We start from the raw sequence: 16064 nt of genomic DNA, 5'->3' as shown, positions 1-16064 counted from the left end.
AAAACCCCCTGCGGCGTGAGCCTCGTTCAAAATGTTACAAGGAAGCCCGGATACCGGGCCCAGGTCACGCAGCGGCTGAGACCTGGCGTACGCAGCCAGACAAAGGAGTAAGTAGCGCACAACACCGTAGACGGCCTCAGCAGCAATTTTGAAAGGGGCTCACTTGACAGCAGGACAACCCCACCGTATAGTTCCGGACATGACAGCCCTGACCCTGCCCATAGGAACGATTCAAGCGACAACAACAACCTACAGCCGTGAAACCATGGTTGAGCAGTTGAAAGGTCTGTCAGGTTCCTCGTTCACCGGCTACCTTGCCATTACCAGCAATGACCGTCTTTTCCTGCTGTTCATCTTCCAGGGCGCACCTTACTCGGCCGGACTTGCCGTTGGCGAAAAAACGACCCCGCTGACCATCACCAATTTCTGTGCCCAGATAGCCACTCTCCATGATGGTAGCGGGACCATCTCCCTGCACGAAACCGATCCGGTGCTGCTGAAGTGCCTGTTGGTCTTTATTCAGGATGAGCCGGCGGCCAAGGGGCCGGTCAACCTGATCAATCTGGAGGGGATGGTACGCCAGATCCAGGCTAATGCTGCTGATGCCCTGGTGATTCTGGAAAAGGAAGGCTGCTGCAATTTTTTCTTCTTCCTGGATGGCAGCAAGACCGCTGCCTACTGGTCGGACGGACTGACACAGGGCCAGGACGGCCTGTCAGTGGATGAGCAGATGTTGCTGTACGCCTATCAGGAAACAACCGTTCCGGTCAACGCCGCCATCTACCAGACCCTTAACACCATGCAGTCCAAAGACTCTTCCAATATCTCGCTGGAGGGGCTGGTACGCTTGTTTGCTGCAGTCGAAGATACCGAACAGACCATCGCCCCCGGCAAGCTGACCGTTCAGCACCATGACCAGCTGCGGCTGAAGGTGCTTGAAGGAACCCAGGCAGGCAGTGAACTGGGCGGTTCACTCCCCTGCGTGCTGGGCAGAAAAGATGCCGACATCATCATCAACGACCCGATGGTCTCCAAACGCCACGCTGCCATCCAGATCATCAACGGCAAACTGCTGCTGATCGACCTGCACAGCACCAACGGCACCACCCTCAACAACGAACCGATTACCCAGCGGGAGCTGAAGCAGGGGGACCGGATCGGCATCGGTCAGACCGTACTGCTGGTAAGTTCTCTCAACCTTTCGTAAACAGGCGTTTCATCCCGGCCAGCAGCCCCTTTTCCTCTCCGGCAGTCAGCAGGATGACCGAGATATTGTCACGTCCGCCACGGCCATTGGCACAGGCCACCAGCTCCCGGCAGGCCTCCTCAGGGTTCCTGGCCACCCCGATCAACGCAGCAATCTCCTCATCCGCCACCATGCCGAACAGACCATCGGAGCAGAGTAGCAGGGCGTCTCCCGCCTGCAGCTCCAGTTCATCCAGATCCACCTGCACCGTTTCCTCCTGCCCGATGGCCCGTGTCAGGACGTTGCGCCCCTTGGCAAACAGCGCCTCATCACGGCTCATCAGTCCGGCCCGCACCTGCTCTTCGATCCAGGAATGGTCCTCGGTCAGCTGCCGGAATACGCCCTGACGCAGGAGATAGGCCCGGCTGTCCCCCACATGGGCGATCGCCACCCTGTTGTCTGCAACGGTCAGGGCCACGATGGTCGTGCCCATGCCGCGCCACTCCGGCTTGGAAAACGCCGCCTCAAATACCGCCCGGTTGGCAAAACGGACCGCAGAGCCCAGCAGGTTGGCTGCCTCTGAATGGGCGGTATCCGCCTCACCCACCAACGGCGCATGCCCCCTGGCTGCCATCTGCAGGTAGTCCCGCAGGGTGTCCAGGCAGATCCGGCTGGCAAATTCGCCCCCCTTGTGTCCCCCCATGCCGTCGGCCACGGCATACAGCTGCAGGGAAGGCTCCAACAGGATCGAGTCTTCGTTATGGGGGCGCACCTGACCCACGTCGGTCTGTCCAAAGGCGGTTAGTTCCATAGCTTACCCCAATTTCTGCAGGCACATCTTGACATGCTCCACCACTTCCCGTGCGTTCTGGTAGCGCTTGGTCAGATCCTTGGTGATCAGGCGGTGGGCAATATAGGCGCAGCACTGCGGGATATTCGGATCGATCTGGGTAATCAACAGCGGCGGCTTGTTGGCAATGGCGTACATCAGCGCCGCAATACTGTCACCGCTGAATGGTTTCTGGCCGCAGAGCAGTTCGTACATCGCCACCCCCAGCGAGAAGAGGTCGGAGCGGCCATCCACCTTCTGGCCGGCCACCTGTTCCGGCGACATGTAGCTGGGGGTACCCAGCACGGTACCGGTCTGGGTGGCTGACGAGGTGGTGATACGGGCGATGCCGAAGTCGGCGATCTTGACCGTGCCGTCCTTCAAAAGCATGATGTTGGCCGGTTTGATGTCGCGGTGCACGATCCCCTTCTCATGGGCAAAGGCCAGCCCCTCGGCCACGCTGCCGATGATCTTCAGCAGGGTCTTGGCCGGCAGCAGCTTTTCCTTCTTGATATAGGGGGTCAGGTCAGACCCTTCCAGCAGCTCCATCGCCACATAGGCCAAATCCTCCTCCTCGCCAACATCATAAATCGTGACGATATTGGGGTGATTGAGGGTACCGGCCGCCTCGGCCTCGCGGAAGAAGCGCTTCTTGGTCTCCTCCAGCAGGTCCGGGTCCACCTCTTCAAAGCGTACCGTCTTGATCGCCACCAGCCGGTTGATCTTGGGATCTTTGCCCAGATAAACCACCCCCATGGCGCCACGGCCAAGCTCCTTCTGAATCTCATAGCGCCCGATGGTCGGAGCCGAGACAGTCACCCCGCCGGGACCGGCAATGATCGTGCCTTCACGCCGCCCGCCGCCGCCAAAGATCATGGTCTCGCCCGCCACCTTCATGGTGGCGATCCGCTCCTTGATATCCTTGTAATCACCGGCGGTCAGGATATGCTCATACACGGCAGCAGATTTGTTGAACATCCGCTTGCGTTCAAAATCAAGGGCCAGATTGTAGAGCAGATCCTTGATGGTATCGTCTTCAATCGGGCACTTGCGAAACTTCTCAAAGGCCAGATCCAGCAACCCCTGCCCCTGGAACGACAGCCCCAGCATCTTGTTGGTCTCGATACTGTCGCTCTCCACCAGCTCGTTGCGCTGCTCCGTCATCCGGTAGCGCATGGAGACCAGTGCCGTGTAACCGATGGCCAGCAACAGGGTCGGCCCCACCATGCCCAGCCAGATCCCCTGCCCTGCAAACAGCCAGACCGCCGCACCGTTCCAGATCAACAGCAGACCTGCGGCGATACCTGCGCTTAGACCGGCCTTCAGCCGGGGCATGGCCAGCGCCAGGAACAGGCCGAACAACAGCATCGCTGCCAACTCGGCCCAGCGTGCCCAGGCCGGACGGGCAATCACGTTGTTGTTCAGCAGGTTTTCAATGGCAGTGGCAACCACCTCAATACCGGGATAGGTGGATTGGAAAGGGGTCACGGCAAACCCGGCAATGCCGGTGGCCACCGGACCGATCAGGACAATCTTGTCCTTGAACAGCTCCGGTTTGACGCTGCCTGCAGCCACATCAAAGAAGGAATAGGTGGGGAAGCTGCCGAACCCGCCGTTGTAGCTGAGCAGCATCTGGCCCCGTTCATCCACCGGGATCGAAAGCCGTCCGGCTGACAACCGGCCGCCGGAGATCTGCAGATCTTTGGGGGGTATCCGCAGATAGGTCAGGACCGACTGCAGGGCAAAGGAGGGAAACAGGCGCCCGCGGTAATAGACCAGCAGCGACTCGCGCCGCACTGTGCCGTCGCTGTCCGGCAGGATGTTGATATGCCCCAGGGAAAGGGCCTTGTCGGCAAAGGCCGGGATCGGCGCTGCCAGCTCACGGGCCTGTTGCAGACCGGCCGGACCGGCCTGCTCCTTTGAAGACTTTTTGAGATAGTCAGCCAGGTTGGGATCAGGGTTGCCGGCCTGTTCGCCCAGGGTAAAGAACAGCGGCAGGATCACCTTGTTGGTACTGGCCAGTGAGGCAGCCAGCAGGGCATCATTATCCAGTCTTTGCTCAGACTGGCTGATCGCCTCCAGCACTGCCGGACTGCCCCCCAGCTTGCTGACCGACTCCCGCAGCGCCTTGATCTCTTCCAGGCCTGAATTTTTATCCGCCTCGGTGTAGAGGATGTTGGTACCGATCAGGGCCGGTTCATAGGAGGCGATCTGGGCGGTCAACTCCGCCATATAGCCCCGGGGCCAGGGCCAGCGCCCCAGCCGTTCAATACTGGCATCATCAATGGCCACCACCACTATCGGCGCAACCGGCTTCCTGGCCCGCAACCTGGCCCGCAGGTCGTAGCTCTTGTACTCAAGCAGCTGCAGCGGATACCACTGCAGCAGTGTTGCCAGCAGCATCAGCAGGGTAATGATCCCGGCCACCAGCAGCGGTGCATGTCGTATTCTGGGCATCTTCATAAATTACTCCAAGGCAACGTTTCAGGCAGGAAGGCCTGCCTAATCCCACAGGCTGTCCGGCAGATTCGCACCGGAAATCAGCGCGGCCACCAGGCCGGGGTCTGTCAGGAAGGCGGTCACACCATTGCTCAGTTCTATGCTGCGGCTCATCATCGGCTGCTGATTCATTGCCCGCGCCAGGGCACAGAATGCGGCATCCATGACCATCCGGCGCGTGGTGTCCATCGGGACGCCATGGCCGTCTTCAGACTGATTGGGATCAAGGGCGGTCAGACAGTCCGCTTTATCCAGCGAGGTCACCGCACGGCAGACCAGGGGGCGCACCGGATAGACACTGCAGCTCCCCTGGGCATCAACAAACGGGCAAAGGGTCTGGCGGTGTATCCGCTCACTGTCCTCCATCCAGCGCACACGCAGCGCATGGGACTGCAGACGCTGCAGCTGGGCATCACACCCGGCACCGGAACAGTGCAGGGAAAGCCAGCCGGCAATGGCAACCGCCTCAGGCAGCAGCACCGACACATTCAGGACACAGCAGTGAAAACAACCGGCCTTGCAGGCAACCGTTTTATGCCCGGCCAGCTGCTCAGCCAGGTCGGTATAGGCCGACATGGTGGCTGCAAAACCGGCGGTATCGCGGACCGTTGCCAGCAGATCCGTTGCCAGCCGAAACAGCCGGTTCTCCACCTGATGCAGTTGTATCGCTTTGTCAGCCATGGGTGCACCCCGCTTTTGGTGTCTCCTACTCTAGCGGAAAAATGGCAATCTGCAAGGCTGACAAATTGTTTTATCCAATGGCAGCAGCCGGCTAGCGCAAACCGGTCCGCGCCAGCAGGATGCCCAGATATTTATTGAGGGGATTATTGCGATGCAACCAGCGGATTGGCGGCGGCTTGCGGGTGCCCAGTTCCTGCAGCAGATTCAGAATGGCAGGGCTTTCGCCATGGGCCAGCCCCTGCCGCAACACCTGCACCGCCTCGGCCTTCTGCCCCGCCATCAACAACAGCCTGGCATAGTAATAGTAATGTTCAGGGTTTTCAGGGAACCGCTCCAGCGCAGAACGGCACAGCTCCGTGCCACGGGCGACCTGCCCCCGCTCACGGGCAACACAGTATCCCAGCATGGCATACCACTGCAGATTGTCCTGCTGCCGCAGGGCAGCCTCCAGCAGCAGCAACGCCGCCAGCACATTGCCGGAATCCAGCGCCCGGCAGGCCCGCTGGTACTCCCGTTCAGCCGCCTCAGCCTGTTGATCGTCCATCAGCACGACCTCCCCTACCCCAGATACAGTTCATCCAGAGACAGCCGGTATCCCGGCAGGAAATGGTCCAGAAAATAGATGACCTCAGGCAAGGGACTCTTGCGCAGGTTTTCCAGATGTTCCTGCCCTGCCCGCTTGAACTCCAGATTGCCTGACTTTTCCTCTTCCAGACACTTGATCAGGGCCGCAATCTTGTCGGCCGCCTTGATGACCGGCTTGTACTGCTCATCCTGCTCCTCAAAAAAGAACAGCGGCTCGTAGACCTGTGACAGCTCCGGCGGCAGCATGGCCAAAAGCTTCCGGCGGGCGCGGTCCTCAAGCTGGTGGAACGACTTCTTGAAATGGGGATTAAAATGCTTCACCGGTGTTGGCATGTCGCCGGTAAAGATCTCGCTGGCATCGTGGAAGATACCGTACATGGCTGCCTGATTCGGGTCCAGCGTACCGCCGTAAAAGGTATTGCGGATCACCACCAGGGCATGGGCCAGCATGGCCACATCCAGGGAGTGTTCCTTGATGTTCTCCGGCTGGGTATTGCGCATCAGCCCCCAGCGGTTGATGTACTGCATCCGGGCCAGAAAGGCGAAAAAGTCATGACGGTCGGTTGGTGCGGTTGGTTTCATGGTATCTGCTTTCGTAACTTACCTGCGATATTGAGGATGGTGGGCTGACTTCCCTGCTCCACACAATGCTTGCTACTACTCCTTGCAAGGCACGATAAAATCAACATGGTAGTGTTCATCATGCCGCACCCAAGGTTTTTTCTTTGAAAACAGCAGTTGCGCCCGAAGCTCTTTTCCTTGTGATGTCCGAAACAAAAGCGCTTGCAGATCGTTATCGAAAATCACACGCCATATCTTCACCCCATTGAGATCGGCAGCCTTTTTCAGGGCGAGCAGGTGTGCTGCCATAGCTTCAAAATCAATTTTGTACTGCTGAAACCGTCCATCCTTTGAGAACTCGATATCGTAACCAAGCTTGTTCAAAGGGGTTATCGGAAGCGGAACTGATCTTCCGCCTTGATCAACAACAGGGACAAAGAAATCCACAGAAAGTCCGTTTTGATGAGTTTTGTGCGGGCGGAACAGCCCGCCACGCTCCCGGCCCGTTTCGCCGTAGACATACCTTTTATCAGGAAAATTCTGTTGCAGGGATTGGTAGGCATCAAGCACAACCGCATATACCGAGCTGTGTACATAATTCCGGCCCGCAGCAACTCCGGCACGGCTGTAAACGGTAAAGTTGTTCCCGGAGCCCGGCAGTTGCCATGCCTTTTCAAGCCGCCCTTTTGCCGTTGTTCCGTAACAGACGCTCTGCTCACGTTCAGCGGCACCGGCAGTCCCGGCAATTACCATAAGAATAAGTGCATGGATCAGCTTATTCATTTCATCCCCATCGCGGCACCACCGGTGTCGGGCAGCATTCAAATCTTCTGTTTGCAACAGCCATCCACAGGAGTCCCCGGATGTTGAGAAGGCACCTTCCAGCTGCGGAGGAGGTACTACTCCGGGGACCGTCGCGTTATCTCTGCTGAATCATGTACACCATCTCCGGGGTTCTGCCCAGCCGTTAACAATCCGCCGGATGCATCACGGTATCACCGCGGCATCAGCGCAAACACACCCCAGCCCAGGTAGTCACGGGTGTACCTGGCGTAACGCACAGGCTCCGAGGTCAGTTGAGCCCGCACCTCTTTGACTAACTCGTCATCGGGATTGGCTGCAAGCCATCGGCGCATGGTGAGCCATTTGGCCGCCTCGTACCTGTCCCAGCCGTCCTGGTCAGCCAGCACCATTTCAACGACATCGTAGCCAAGGCGGCTAAAAGACTCAAGCAGTTCCGGAAGCAGGAGAAAGTCGGCGATTGCAGTGGCAAGACACCCCTTGGCAACCTCTTCAGTCGGCGGCAACTGCCGCCAGTAGGGCTCACCGATCAGGATGACCCCACCGGTGCAAAGGCTCCGCGCCAGAAGTTCGATCGTACCGGCAACGCCCCCGGCGATCCAGGTGGCACCGACACAGGCTGCCACATTGACCTTCTCATCCGAGACATAACCGGCAGCATTGTCATGGATGAATGCGACCCGGTCGGCAACGCCGAGTTCTGCAGCGCGGAGTTTCGCCTGCTCGGTAAACAACCGGCTCATATCGATGCCGGTGCCGATGATACCGTAATCCCGTGCCCAGGTGCACAGCATCTCCCCCGAACCGCTGCCCAGGTCAAGTATCCTGGTTCCGGGTTCCAGACGCAGCGCCGCGCCGAGCGTGGCGAGTTTTTCGGGTGTGTATGGGTTATGGATGCGGTGAGCACTTTCAGTGATGTTGAAGATCCGTGGGATGTCCACTGTGGAAATATCCTTTCGGGGGTAAAGAGTCGGCCGGGGCTAACGGGCATGAAGTTGACCGGCGGTTCAGGCCGGTCCTACTATCTTAGCTGGGACATATACTCCATACTGTCAATGTGTAGACGTGACATCTTCGCTTTCCCCGGCACGATGGAACGAAACCTCCGCAGAACCACCAGCAACTGCTCCGCCAGAGGGAATGTGCGTTTGAGATTGGCGGCCATCTTTCTCAACAATTAGAAAGCCATTCTCCCAGTTAGCCCTGACCCTTCCGATGTTCCCACCCCCGCGCGTAGGAAGTTGGGAGTCGCAATTGGGACAGAGATAGCGAAGATTCTCGGGCCGATTGTCTAAATTGTTGCCATTTTCATGATCGAGAATCAACGGGAGACTCTTCTCGTTCCAAGTCAACTCCTCTTTGTGAAACTTGCATTCTGGATTATCGCAGCGCATGGGCAGGCCTTCTTGAGTACGCCATTGTCGATAAGCGCGGCGAATCGTCTCTCGGTTCGCCTTGGTATGCTTGTAGACCAACGTTTCGCGCCACGTGTTGCGGTTCTTAGGCTGTCTCATTTGATCTCCAAGGATTCGGTGCAACTCCTTCTTCAGCGGTTCACGCGCGCGTGAACCGCTCATCCCCCCAAATGGAACAGATCTCCTACGCCTTTATCTCCGGCGCAGCGCCCTGCTTCTTCAGCGTGGCATTCATCCCCTCGGCGACAGGGCGCAGCTGTTCCGGCTTACCGCGCCATATCGATCAACAGCGCCAGGTTAAGGCCGATGACAACCAGGCCGGTGATCCAGAGTACGGCGGCACCGTAGGGTTTGTTGGCATAGCTCCCCATGACCGCTTTTGACGAGGTCAGCAGGATCAGCGGGATGATGGTAAGCGGGAGTTGCAGCGAGAGGGCGATCTGGCTCCAGAGGATCCCCTTGAAGGGATCAGCCAACAGCATGATGACCGCCAGCGCTCCGACCAGCGTGATACCCAGGCCAACCCGGGAATGGGGATCATTGATATCGAACGGCTCACTGAAGATGCCGGCAAAGACGCTCCCGCCCGCCATGGCGGCGGTGACTGACGATGAAAGCCCGGCAAAGAGCAGACCCAGTGCAAAGACCACCGCTGAGGCCTTGCCGAAGACCGGTGCCAGAGTGATGGTGACCTGGGGGAGTTCGTTGACCACGATGCCCCCTTTGAAGAATACGGCGGCGGCCATGATAATCATGGCGCTGTTGATGGCCCAGCCGGCCCCCATGCCGGTCAGTGTGTCCAGAAACTCGTACTTCAGCTGTTTCCTGATCACATCATCGCCATGCACGTTCCACTGACGGCTCTGGATCACCTCTGAATGCAGGAAGATGTTGTGGGGCATGACAACCGCCCCCAGCACCCCCATGATGACCGGCAGCGCCCCAACGGGAAAGCTCGGCGTTACCCAGCCGGTAAAGGTCTGGACCCAGGAGACGTCGGCCAGCCAGATTTCAAAGACAAAGGCCAGGCCGATCAGGGAGACAAACCCCATGATCCATTTTTCAAGCCGTTGATAGTTTTTGGAGAAGAGCATCCAGGCTGAAAACAGAGCCGAACAGAGCGCGCCAAGCAGCAGCGGCAGGCCGGTCAGCATATTCAGGCCGATGGCGGCCCCCAGCAGTTCTGCCAGCGCGGTGGCAACACAGGCGACCATGGCACTTCCCAGCATGAGCACCCTCAACCATGGTTTGAAGAATTTTGAGGCCGCCTCGGAAAGGCAGAGGCCGGTGACAATCCCCAGGTGGGCGGCGTTGTGCTGAACAACGATCAGGATCACCGTGGAGAGGGTCACCACCCAGAGCAGTTGGTAGCCGAATTGCGAACCGGCAGCCACGTTGGTGACCCAGTTGCCGGGGTCAATGAAACCGACGGTGACAAAGAAGCCGGGGCCGATGTAGCGGAACAGCTCCAGTGAGGCCAGGCGCGAGGCCTGTTTGCCGATGTGGGAGAGCCAGTTCATTACCATAATCCGCCAGTTGTCAGTTTGGCACTCGTATTAATCAACATTCGATAACTCCGTAGCTTTGCCTTAAACAGCTTAAAGAGAGCCAACCAGCCTGAACAGCAGTTTTACAACCCGGACAAGTATCCTGCTACTCATTCCACACTATTCAGCAAAGCGGCGACAGATTTGGGATGACACCAAGGCGACGAGGAGGGGGCGACGCAGGCGTACTCCTGGTACGTCGAGGAGACACCGACGAGGCAACGCAGGTATCGCCCGAAGCTGTCACCGCGACCTACACCCGCTCAAAGGTCTCGAACAACGTCTTGTAATCATCCAGCGCATAGCGGTCGGTCATGCCGGCCAGGTAATCCGCCACGGTCCGTTCCACACCGTTCTGCTCTATCCGGCGGTGGTACTTGGGTGGCAGCAGGTTGGGCCGTTTCAGGTAGGCTTCAAACAGCTTGCTTAAGACATGCTCGGCCTTGACCCGCATCTTGTCTACCTTGTGGTGGCGGTAGAGCTTCTCCTTCAGGAACTTCTTCAGGGCCATGTTTTCCTGTTCAACCTGGGGACTGAAATGGACCAGTACCCGGTTGACCCGGCGCAGGTCATCCAGGCTGTTGATGCCGTACTGCTGGATGTTGGCCCAGGTGGTCTCACAGATATCGGTGATCTGCATGCCAATCAGGGCGCTGACCGTACGGGCCACCAGCCGCTTGTCATCAATGGCCGGATAGCGTTCCCGTACCCGGCTGACCATCCGCTGCCACAGCTCAACCTCTTTCAGCTGGTCCAGGGTCAGGTAGCCGGATTTGATACCGTCATCAATATCGTGGTTGTTATAGGCGATCTCATCGGCATAGTTGATCAACTGCCCCTCAATGGAGGGGACTACGCCGGGCAGGAACTCGTCCAGAATCCTGGTGGGCACATCATGGGGCGAGGAGTGTTTCAGGATCCCTTCCCGCACCTCCCAGGAAAGGTTCAGGCCATCAAATTCGGCATAGCGTTCTTCCAGTTCATTCACCACCCGGAAGGACTGATAGTTGTGCTCAAATCCCCCGTAGCCCTGCATCAGCTGGTTCAACACCTCTTCACCGGTATGGCCGAAGGGGGTATGCCCCAGGTCATGGGCCAGGGCCAGCGCCTCGGTCAGGTCGCTATTCAGACGCAGCCGCAGGGCAACCGCCTTGCCGATCTGGGCCACCTCCAGTGAATGGGTCAGGCGGGTGCGGTAGTAGTCCCCTTCGTGATTCAGGAAGACCTGGGTCTTGTACTCCAGGCGGCGGAAAGCGGCACAGTGGATGACCCGGTCACGGTCACGCTCAAACATGGGGCGGGGATCAGAGGATTCTTCAGGATACTTGCGCCCTTTGGAAGCAGCACTGGTGCAGGCAAAAGGGGCCAGATCAGGACGTTCATTATAATCAAACATTGAAGACTCCTCTTATTCAGGTAACAGGCTGATAGTCAACCCCGGAACCAGTCCAAACCGTTTATCATTGGTAACAAAACGAACCGGCCCTTTGATACTTAACGCAGAGGCTGCCTGGACAGCATCAGGTGTTTTGATGCTGCAGTAAGCCCGTACCTGGGTGGCTCGATCTATAACGGCAGGTGAAAGTTCAATTATTTTCAGGTCTCGTGATGAAAAAAACTGCCCATAGCGCTTGATCAGTGCCTGATCGTTATCACGTAGCGGCTTAACCAGACATTCCAGAATACTGAGACGGGAAACCGCATAGACAACCGCTCCACCGCACTCCTGTTCCAGACCATGGAAATAGGCCGTAAGACTGGAGTAATAGGGTTCTGCCATTTCCACCCAATAGATGATACTGCAGGCATCCAAAAAAATAGTCATCAATCACCCCAGGCATCCCGTTCTTCCTGCAGGCGGGCATCAAGTTCTGTTTTTGTTTTGGTACCCCAGGCAGGTTGCCTGAAAAGATCAGAGACCGTCCAGCCCTCCAGATCAGGTTCTCCGTAGCCGCTGGAAAGACGGGCATATTCTTCTTCACTCAAGACAACAAAAGCAGGACGGTTCCGTTTGATGACGTGAACCGGTCCATTTCCCAACAACTCTTCCACTGCGGCAACACCACGTCGCTTTAACTCTTGAGCAGTAAGCGCATTCATACCCACCTCCAACAGTACCGTTTTAGGTACTGTTTACTATAACACCTCCTTTGGACAAAACAAGCGGTATTCTATGGTAAACTACAGCTAGAGGATCTTCCCCCATGACCAACCACGAACTGCAGACCCTGCTGGCCCTTGACCGTTCCAGCCTGCCTGAAGACGGCAGGCCTGAGTTCAACCGCCTGATCTTTTCCCGTTCCCCTTACCTGCTGCAGCACAGCCGCAACCCGGTGGACTGGCGGGAATGGGGACCGGCCGCACAAAAGGAGGCGCAGGAGCGCAACCTGCCGCTGTTTGTCTCCATCGGCTATGCCACCTGCCACTGGTGCCATGTCATGGCCCATGAATCCTTTGAGGATGATGAGGTGGCCGATATCCTTAACCATGCCTTTGTGCCGGTCAAGGTGGATCGGGAGGAGCGGCCCGATCTGGATGAATTCTGCATGGCTGCCTGCCAGAGCCTGACCAACAGCGGCGGCTGGCCCCTGAACTGTTTTCTGAAGCCGGACGGCACCCCGTTCTATGCACTGACCTACCTGCCCAAAGAGCCTAAGCGCGGCATGCCCGGTTTTCTGGAACTGCTGGAGAACATTGCCAGGGTCTGGCAACACAAACAGGAAGCGGTTGAGCGCAACGCCCGATCGCTGATGGAGGCGCTGGGGCAGATGGCTGCAGCCCCGGTGCAAACCACCGCGCCAGACCTGAAGGAGCTGGCGGACAGTGCTGTTGCCACCCTGCGCAAGATCCATGATCCCCGATACCACGGTTTCGGTAAGGCCCCCAAATTTCCGATGCCACCCTACCTGCTGTTTCTGCTGGGCAGGGACAACCGGATCGAACAGGAGCTGGCGCTCAATACACTTCAGGCAATGCGGCAGGGCGGGATCTGGGACCAGCTGGGTGGCGGCATCCACCGTTACAGCACTGACCAGCACTGGCTGGTGCCCCACTTTGAAAAGATGCTCTACGATCAGGCCCTGGTGGCATACACAGCGCTTAAGGCCTATGCCCTGACCAAAGAGAACCGCTATCTGGAGATGGCAGACAATCTGCTGGAGTTTGTGCTGGCTGAACTGACCGCACCGGAGGGAGGTTTCTACTGCGGGCTGGATGCTGATTCTGAAGGTCGTGAAGGGGCCTGCTATGTCTGGAAGAAACAGGAACTGGAGCAGATTCTGGGAGATCAGGCGGCCTTCTTTTGCCAGTATTACGGGGTAACCGAGCAGGGTAATTTTGAAGAGCCGGGAGAGAATGTCCTGTTCCAGGCCCTGCCGGCGGCTGAAGAACCGGCAGTGATCAAGGCAGCCGGACAGAAGCTGCTGCAGGTACGGGCTATGCGTCAGCAGCCGCTGCGGGATCTCAAGATCCTGTCCGGCTGGAACGGCCTGACCATCGCGGCACTGGCGCGGGGAGCAGCGCTGACCAACAACCGGCGCTGGCTGGAAGCGGCCCGCAGGGCAGCAGCCTTTATCAGCAGCTCCCTGACCCGTGCCGATGGCCGCCTGCTGCGCAGCTGGTGCGGCACGCCCTCAACCATTCCGGGGTTTCTGGAGGATTACGCCTTTCTGGGCTGGGGCTTTCTGGAACTGTTCAAGGCCGGAGGAGACGCTGCAGACCTTGCAACAGCCGAACAGCTCTGCAGGGATGCGCTTCATCTGTTCAGAACAGAAGATGGACGGCTTGTCACCGTCGGAAATGATCAGGAACAGCTTCCACTGGCACTGTCAGACAACCATGATGGGGTGATTCCATCCGGGCCGGCAGCCCTGGTCATGAACCTGGTGACACTGGCCAAATGTACCGCCAAGCCCGAATGGGAAAAACGTACAGATGAGGTACTGAGCAGCGTATTGCCATCCCTGGTGCGCCAGCCGGTCAGCGGGCTCTGGTTACTGGAGGCGGCTCTGAAGAGACAGTCCCAAAACGTCACGTAATGAAAACGAAATCACTGGTAGCGGTAAAGACAAAACTCCGGCCCATTCACTCCTTTGCGGAGCAGTTCTTCCAAGGCCTGGGGTGTGAGGGGACGGCTGAAGAAGTAGCCCTGTAGTTCATCACACTTGCGGTTGTGCAGAAAATCCACCTGATCCTGCTGTTCCACTCCTTCGGCAATCACGGTCAGCTTGAGGCTGTGCCCCAGAGCCACCACAGCTTCAACGATGGCAGCAGCGTCACCTGACTTCTCTGCAATCTCCTTCACAAAGGACTTGTCGATCTTTAACCGGTCAAGCGGGAAATGCTTCAGGTAGCTGAGTGAACTGTAACCGGTGCCGAAATCATCGATGGCCAGAGTCACTCCCATATCCTTTAAACTCTGCAGGGTCAACTTGGTCTGGGTAACATTCTCAATCAGCATCCCTTCGGTCAGTTCAAGCTCCAGCAGGTTGGGCGCCAGTCCGGTCGTCTGCAGGACTGCCTTGACCGTATCACTGAAATCTGACTCCCGGAACTGTTTGGCCGAAATATTAACCGCCACCCGCAGTGATGGCAGGCCTTGGGCTACCCACATCATGGCCTGCCGACAGGCTTCGTGCAACACCCAGGTCCCGATCGGCACGATCAAACCGGTATCTTCGGCCAAAGGGATAAAGCGATCAGGCGGAATCATACCGAGCTTTGGATGAATCCAGCGCAGCAGTGCCTCTACGCCGATCAGTCCACCGGTCTCAAAGCTGACCTGAGGCTGATAGCAAAGATGTAACTCTCCCCGTTCCAAGGCGTAGCGCAGATCGTTGCTCAGGGTCAGCTGTTCCATAGAAGTGGCGTGCATCTGAGGCGTGTAAAAACGATAGGTATTTCTGCCCTGTTCCTTGGCGTGATACATGGCCGTATCGGCATTCTTAAACAGCGTACTTACCGAATCGCCATCAATCGGCCAGAGCGAGATACCGATACTCCCACTGGTAAAGACTTCTCGCGCATCCAACTGCACCGGTTTGCACAGCGACTGCAGCAGTTTTGCCGCAATATCGCCGACGCAGTCGCGCTCGGTAATACCCGGCAGCAGCACGACAAACTCATCCCCCCCCAGACGAGCCACGGTATCGCAGCTACGCAGACAGGCGGTCAGCCGTTCGGACACTACCTGCAACAGTTGATCCCCCGTGCCGTGCCCCAAGGTATCGTTTACTTCCTTAAAACGGTCCAGATCGATGAAGAGGATTGCCACCATTTCATTGTAGCGTCCGGCCCTGGTCAAAAGTTGAGCCAACCGATCCTTTAGCAGCACCCGGTTGGGCAGGCCGGTCAGACTGTCAAAGAAGGCTAAGCGTTCAATTTCTTCCGCAGCGGCACGACGCTCGGTAATATCGGTATAGAGCAGTACCACCCTGCTGATGGCACCATCGTGATTTTTCAGCGGTGTCCCCACCAGATGATAATGGCGTCCGTCATGAAGAAAATCGTTCTGTTCAACCCGGCGTTGAGTAGTCAGAATCTGTTCCAGGATGCATTCCTCCTGATCATGGCCGCAGATCAGGGAACGCAGGTTTTTACCCATTACGTTACGTTCACCGGCAAACAAGGCCCACTGACTGTAAGAATTGCAGGCCACCACCTCCATCTTCTCATCAACCACCACAATAGCGCCCCCGGCGGAATCAAAGATCGCCTGCAACTCATCCCTGGTGGCGGCTAATTCGCTGTTGGTCTTCTGAAGGTGCTCCAGTACCTGTTCAAAGGAGTCGGTAACAATCCCGATCGGGTCCACTGCCAGTAAGGTAGCGTCATCCAGTTCCTCCGGATTCAGCGGTACCGTTCCCATCACCTCCAGCAACCGGTTGGTCTTTGCCCGGATATAGCCGATCAACTCCTGGCTACGATCCGTTGCTCTATCCTGCATTCCGTTTTCGCTCACG

General features: G+C 57.6%; 15 protein-coding genes. 2 read left to right on the top strand and 13 right to left on the bottom strand.

The annotated features are described in order from the left end of the window. Positions 1-163: 163 nt before the first annotated feature. Complete coding sequence (locus tag FY034_RS06560; RefSeq protein WP_265554590.1) at positions 164-1207, top strand: FHA domain-containing protein; 1044 nt, start codon at positions 164-166, stop codon at positions 1205-1207. Here FY034_RS06560 and FY034_RS06555 read toward each other — a convergent pair. The 12 genes from FY034_RS06555 to FY034_RS06500 all read right to left on the bottom strand — a co-directional run bounded on the left by FY034_RS06555 (position 1194) and on the right by FY034_RS06500 (position 12204). Continuing rightward, positions 1194-1997, bottom strand: a complete 804-nt coding sequence (locus tag FY034_RS06555; RefSeq protein ID WP_265554589.1) for a Stp1/IreP family PP2C-type Ser/Thr phosphatase — start codon at positions 1995-1997, stop codon at positions 1194-1196. The two genes, FY034_RS06560 and FY034_RS06555, sit on opposite strands and share 14 nt — an antisense overlap. 3 nt (positions 1998-2000) lie before the next feature. After that, positions 2001-4478, bottom strand: a complete 2478-nt coding sequence (locus FY034_RS06550; RefSeq protein ID WP_265554588.1) for a CHASE2 domain-containing serine/threonine-protein kinase — start codon at positions 4476-4478, stop codon at positions 2001-2003. 39 nt (positions 4479-4517) lie between these two features. Beyond that, a complete protein-coding gene (locus FY034_RS06545) occupies positions 4518-5195 on the bottom strand; it encodes a YkgJ family cysteine cluster protein (RefSeq protein ID WP_265554587.1) in 678 nt (225 codons plus the stop codon). 91 nt (positions 5196-5286) lie between these two features. Next, on the bottom strand, positions 5287-5739 hold the full coding sequence (locus FY034_RS06540; RefSeq protein WP_265554586.1) for a tetratricopeptide repeat protein: 453 nt from the start codon (positions 5737-5739) through the stop codon (positions 5287-5289). Between the two features lie 14 nt (positions 5740-5753). Next, positions 5754-6362, bottom strand: coding sequence for a 5'-deoxynucleotidase (gene yfbR / locus FY034_RS06535; RefSeq protein WP_265554585.1), 609 nt, complete (start codon positions 6360-6362; stop codon positions 5754-5756). Between the two features lie 75 nt (positions 6363-6437). Then, positions 6438-7124, bottom strand: coding sequence for a penicillin-insensitive murein endopeptidase (locus tag FY034_RS06530; RefSeq protein WP_265554584.1), 687 nt, complete (start codon positions 7122-7124; stop codon positions 6438-6440). A 212-nt stretch (positions 7125-7336) separates the two neighbouring features. After that, positions 7337-8083 carry an SAM-dependent methyltransferase gene (locus tag FY034_RS06525; protein WP_265554583.1) on the bottom strand — a complete coding sequence of 249 codons (747 nt, stop codon included), beginning with the start codon at positions 8081-8083 and terminating at the stop codon, positions 7337-7339. Between the two features lie 111 nt (positions 8084-8194). After that, a complete protein-coding gene (locus tag FY034_RS06520; RefSeq protein WP_265554582.1) occupies positions 8195-8656 on the bottom strand; it encodes a hypothetical protein in 462 nt (153 codons plus the stop codon). Between the two features lie 167 nt (positions 8657-8823). Beyond that, positions 8824-10077 (bottom strand): Nramp family divalent metal transporter, encoded by a 1254-nt coding sequence (locus tag FY034_RS06515; protein WP_265554581.1) that lies wholly within the window; start codon positions 10075-10077, stop codon positions 8824-8826. Between the two features lie 280 nt (positions 10078-10357). Continuing rightward, positions 10358-11500, bottom strand: coding sequence for a deoxyguanosinetriphosphate triphosphohydrolase (locus tag FY034_RS06510; protein ID WP_265554580.1), 1143 nt, complete (start codon positions 11498-11500; stop codon positions 10358-10360). Positions 11501-11512: 12 nt separating this feature from the next. Then, entirely contained in the window at positions 11513-11929 is a 417-nt protein-coding gene (locus tag FY034_RS06505; protein ID WP_265554578.1) for a type II toxin-antitoxin system VapC family toxin, read from the bottom strand. After that, on the bottom strand, positions 11929-12204 hold the full coding sequence (locus FY034_RS06500; RefSeq protein ID WP_265554576.1) for a hypothetical protein: 276 nt from the start codon (positions 12202-12204) through the stop codon (positions 11929-11931). Before FY034_RS06500 ends, FY034_RS06505 begins: the two co-directional genes overlap by 1 nt. 104 nt (positions 12205-12308) lie before the next feature. Between FY034_RS06500 and FY034_RS06495 the strand changes: the two genes are divergently transcribed. Beyond that, positions 12309-14141, top strand: a complete 1833-nt coding sequence (locus FY034_RS06495; RefSeq protein ID WP_265554574.1) for a thioredoxin domain-containing protein — start codon at positions 12309-12311, stop codon at positions 14139-14141. Between the two features lie 11 nt (positions 14142-14152). Here the strand turns inward: FY034_RS06495 and FY034_RS06490 are convergent, their stop codons facing one another. After that, positions 14153-16063, bottom strand: coding sequence for a putative bifunctional diguanylate cyclase/phosphodiesterase (locus FY034_RS06490; protein ID WP_049759622.1), 1911 nt, complete (start codon positions 16061-16063; stop codon positions 14153-14155). Between the last annotated feature and the right edge of the window lies 1 nt (position 16064).

The sequence above is a fragment of the Trichlorobacter lovleyi genome (assembly GCF_015239775.1).
GTDB classification, from domain to species: Bacteria; Desulfobacterota; Desulfuromonadia; order Geobacterales; family Pseudopelobacteraceae; genus Trichlorobacter; species Trichlorobacter lovleyi_B.
The sequence above is the reverse complement of the archived record's forward strand: the minus strand, read 5'-3'. Positions and strand labels throughout refer to the sequence as shown.

Bases quoted from the DNA above. Each gene is read 5' to 3' on its own strand.
- FY034_RS06555 (WP_265554589.1), bottom strand. From the start codon at position 1,997: ATGGAACTAACCGCCTTTGGACAGACCGACGTGGGTCAGGTGCGCCCC.
- FY034_RS06550 (WP_265554588.1), bottom strand. From the start codon at position 4,478: ATGAAGATGCCCAGAATACGACATGCACCGCTGCTGGTGGCCGGGATC.
- FY034_RS06545 (WP_265554587.1), bottom strand. From the start codon at position 5,195: ATGGCTGACAAAGCGATACAACTGCATCAGGTGGAGAACCGGCTGTTT.
- FY034_RS06540 (WP_265554586.1), bottom strand. From the start codon at position 5,739: ATGGACGATCAACAGGCTGAGGCGGCTGAACGGGAGTACCAGCGGGCC.
- yfbR (WP_265554585.1), bottom strand. From the start codon at position 6,362: ATGAAACCAACCGCACCAACCGACCGTCATGACTTTTTCGCCTTTCTG.
- FY034_RS06530 (WP_265554584.1), bottom strand. From the start codon at position 7,124: ATGAATAAGCTGATCCATGCACTTATTCTTATGGTAATTGCCGGGACT.
- FY034_RS06520 (WP_265554582.1), bottom strand. From the start codon at position 8,656: ATGAGACAGCCTAAGAACCGCAACACGTGGCGCGAAACGTTGGTCTAC.
- FY034_RS06515 (WP_265554581.1), bottom strand. From the start codon at position 10,077: ATGAACTGGCTCTCCCACATCGGCAAACAGGCCTCGCGCCTGGCCTCA.
- FY034_RS06510 (WP_265554580.1), bottom strand. From the start codon at position 11,500: ATGTTTGATTATAATGAACGTCCTGATCTGGCCCCTTTTGCCTGCACC.
- FY034_RS06505 (WP_265554578.1), bottom strand. From the start codon at position 11,929: ATGACTATTTTTTTGGATGCCTGCAGTATCATCTATTGGGTGGAAATG.
- FY034_RS06500 (WP_265554576.1), bottom strand. From the start codon at position 12,204: ATGAATGCGCTTACTGCTCAAGAGTTAAAGCGACGTGGTGTTGCCGCA.
- FY034_RS06495 (WP_265554574.1), top strand. From the start codon at position 12,309: ATGACCAACCACGAACTGCAGACCCTGCTGGCCCTTGACCGTTCCAGC.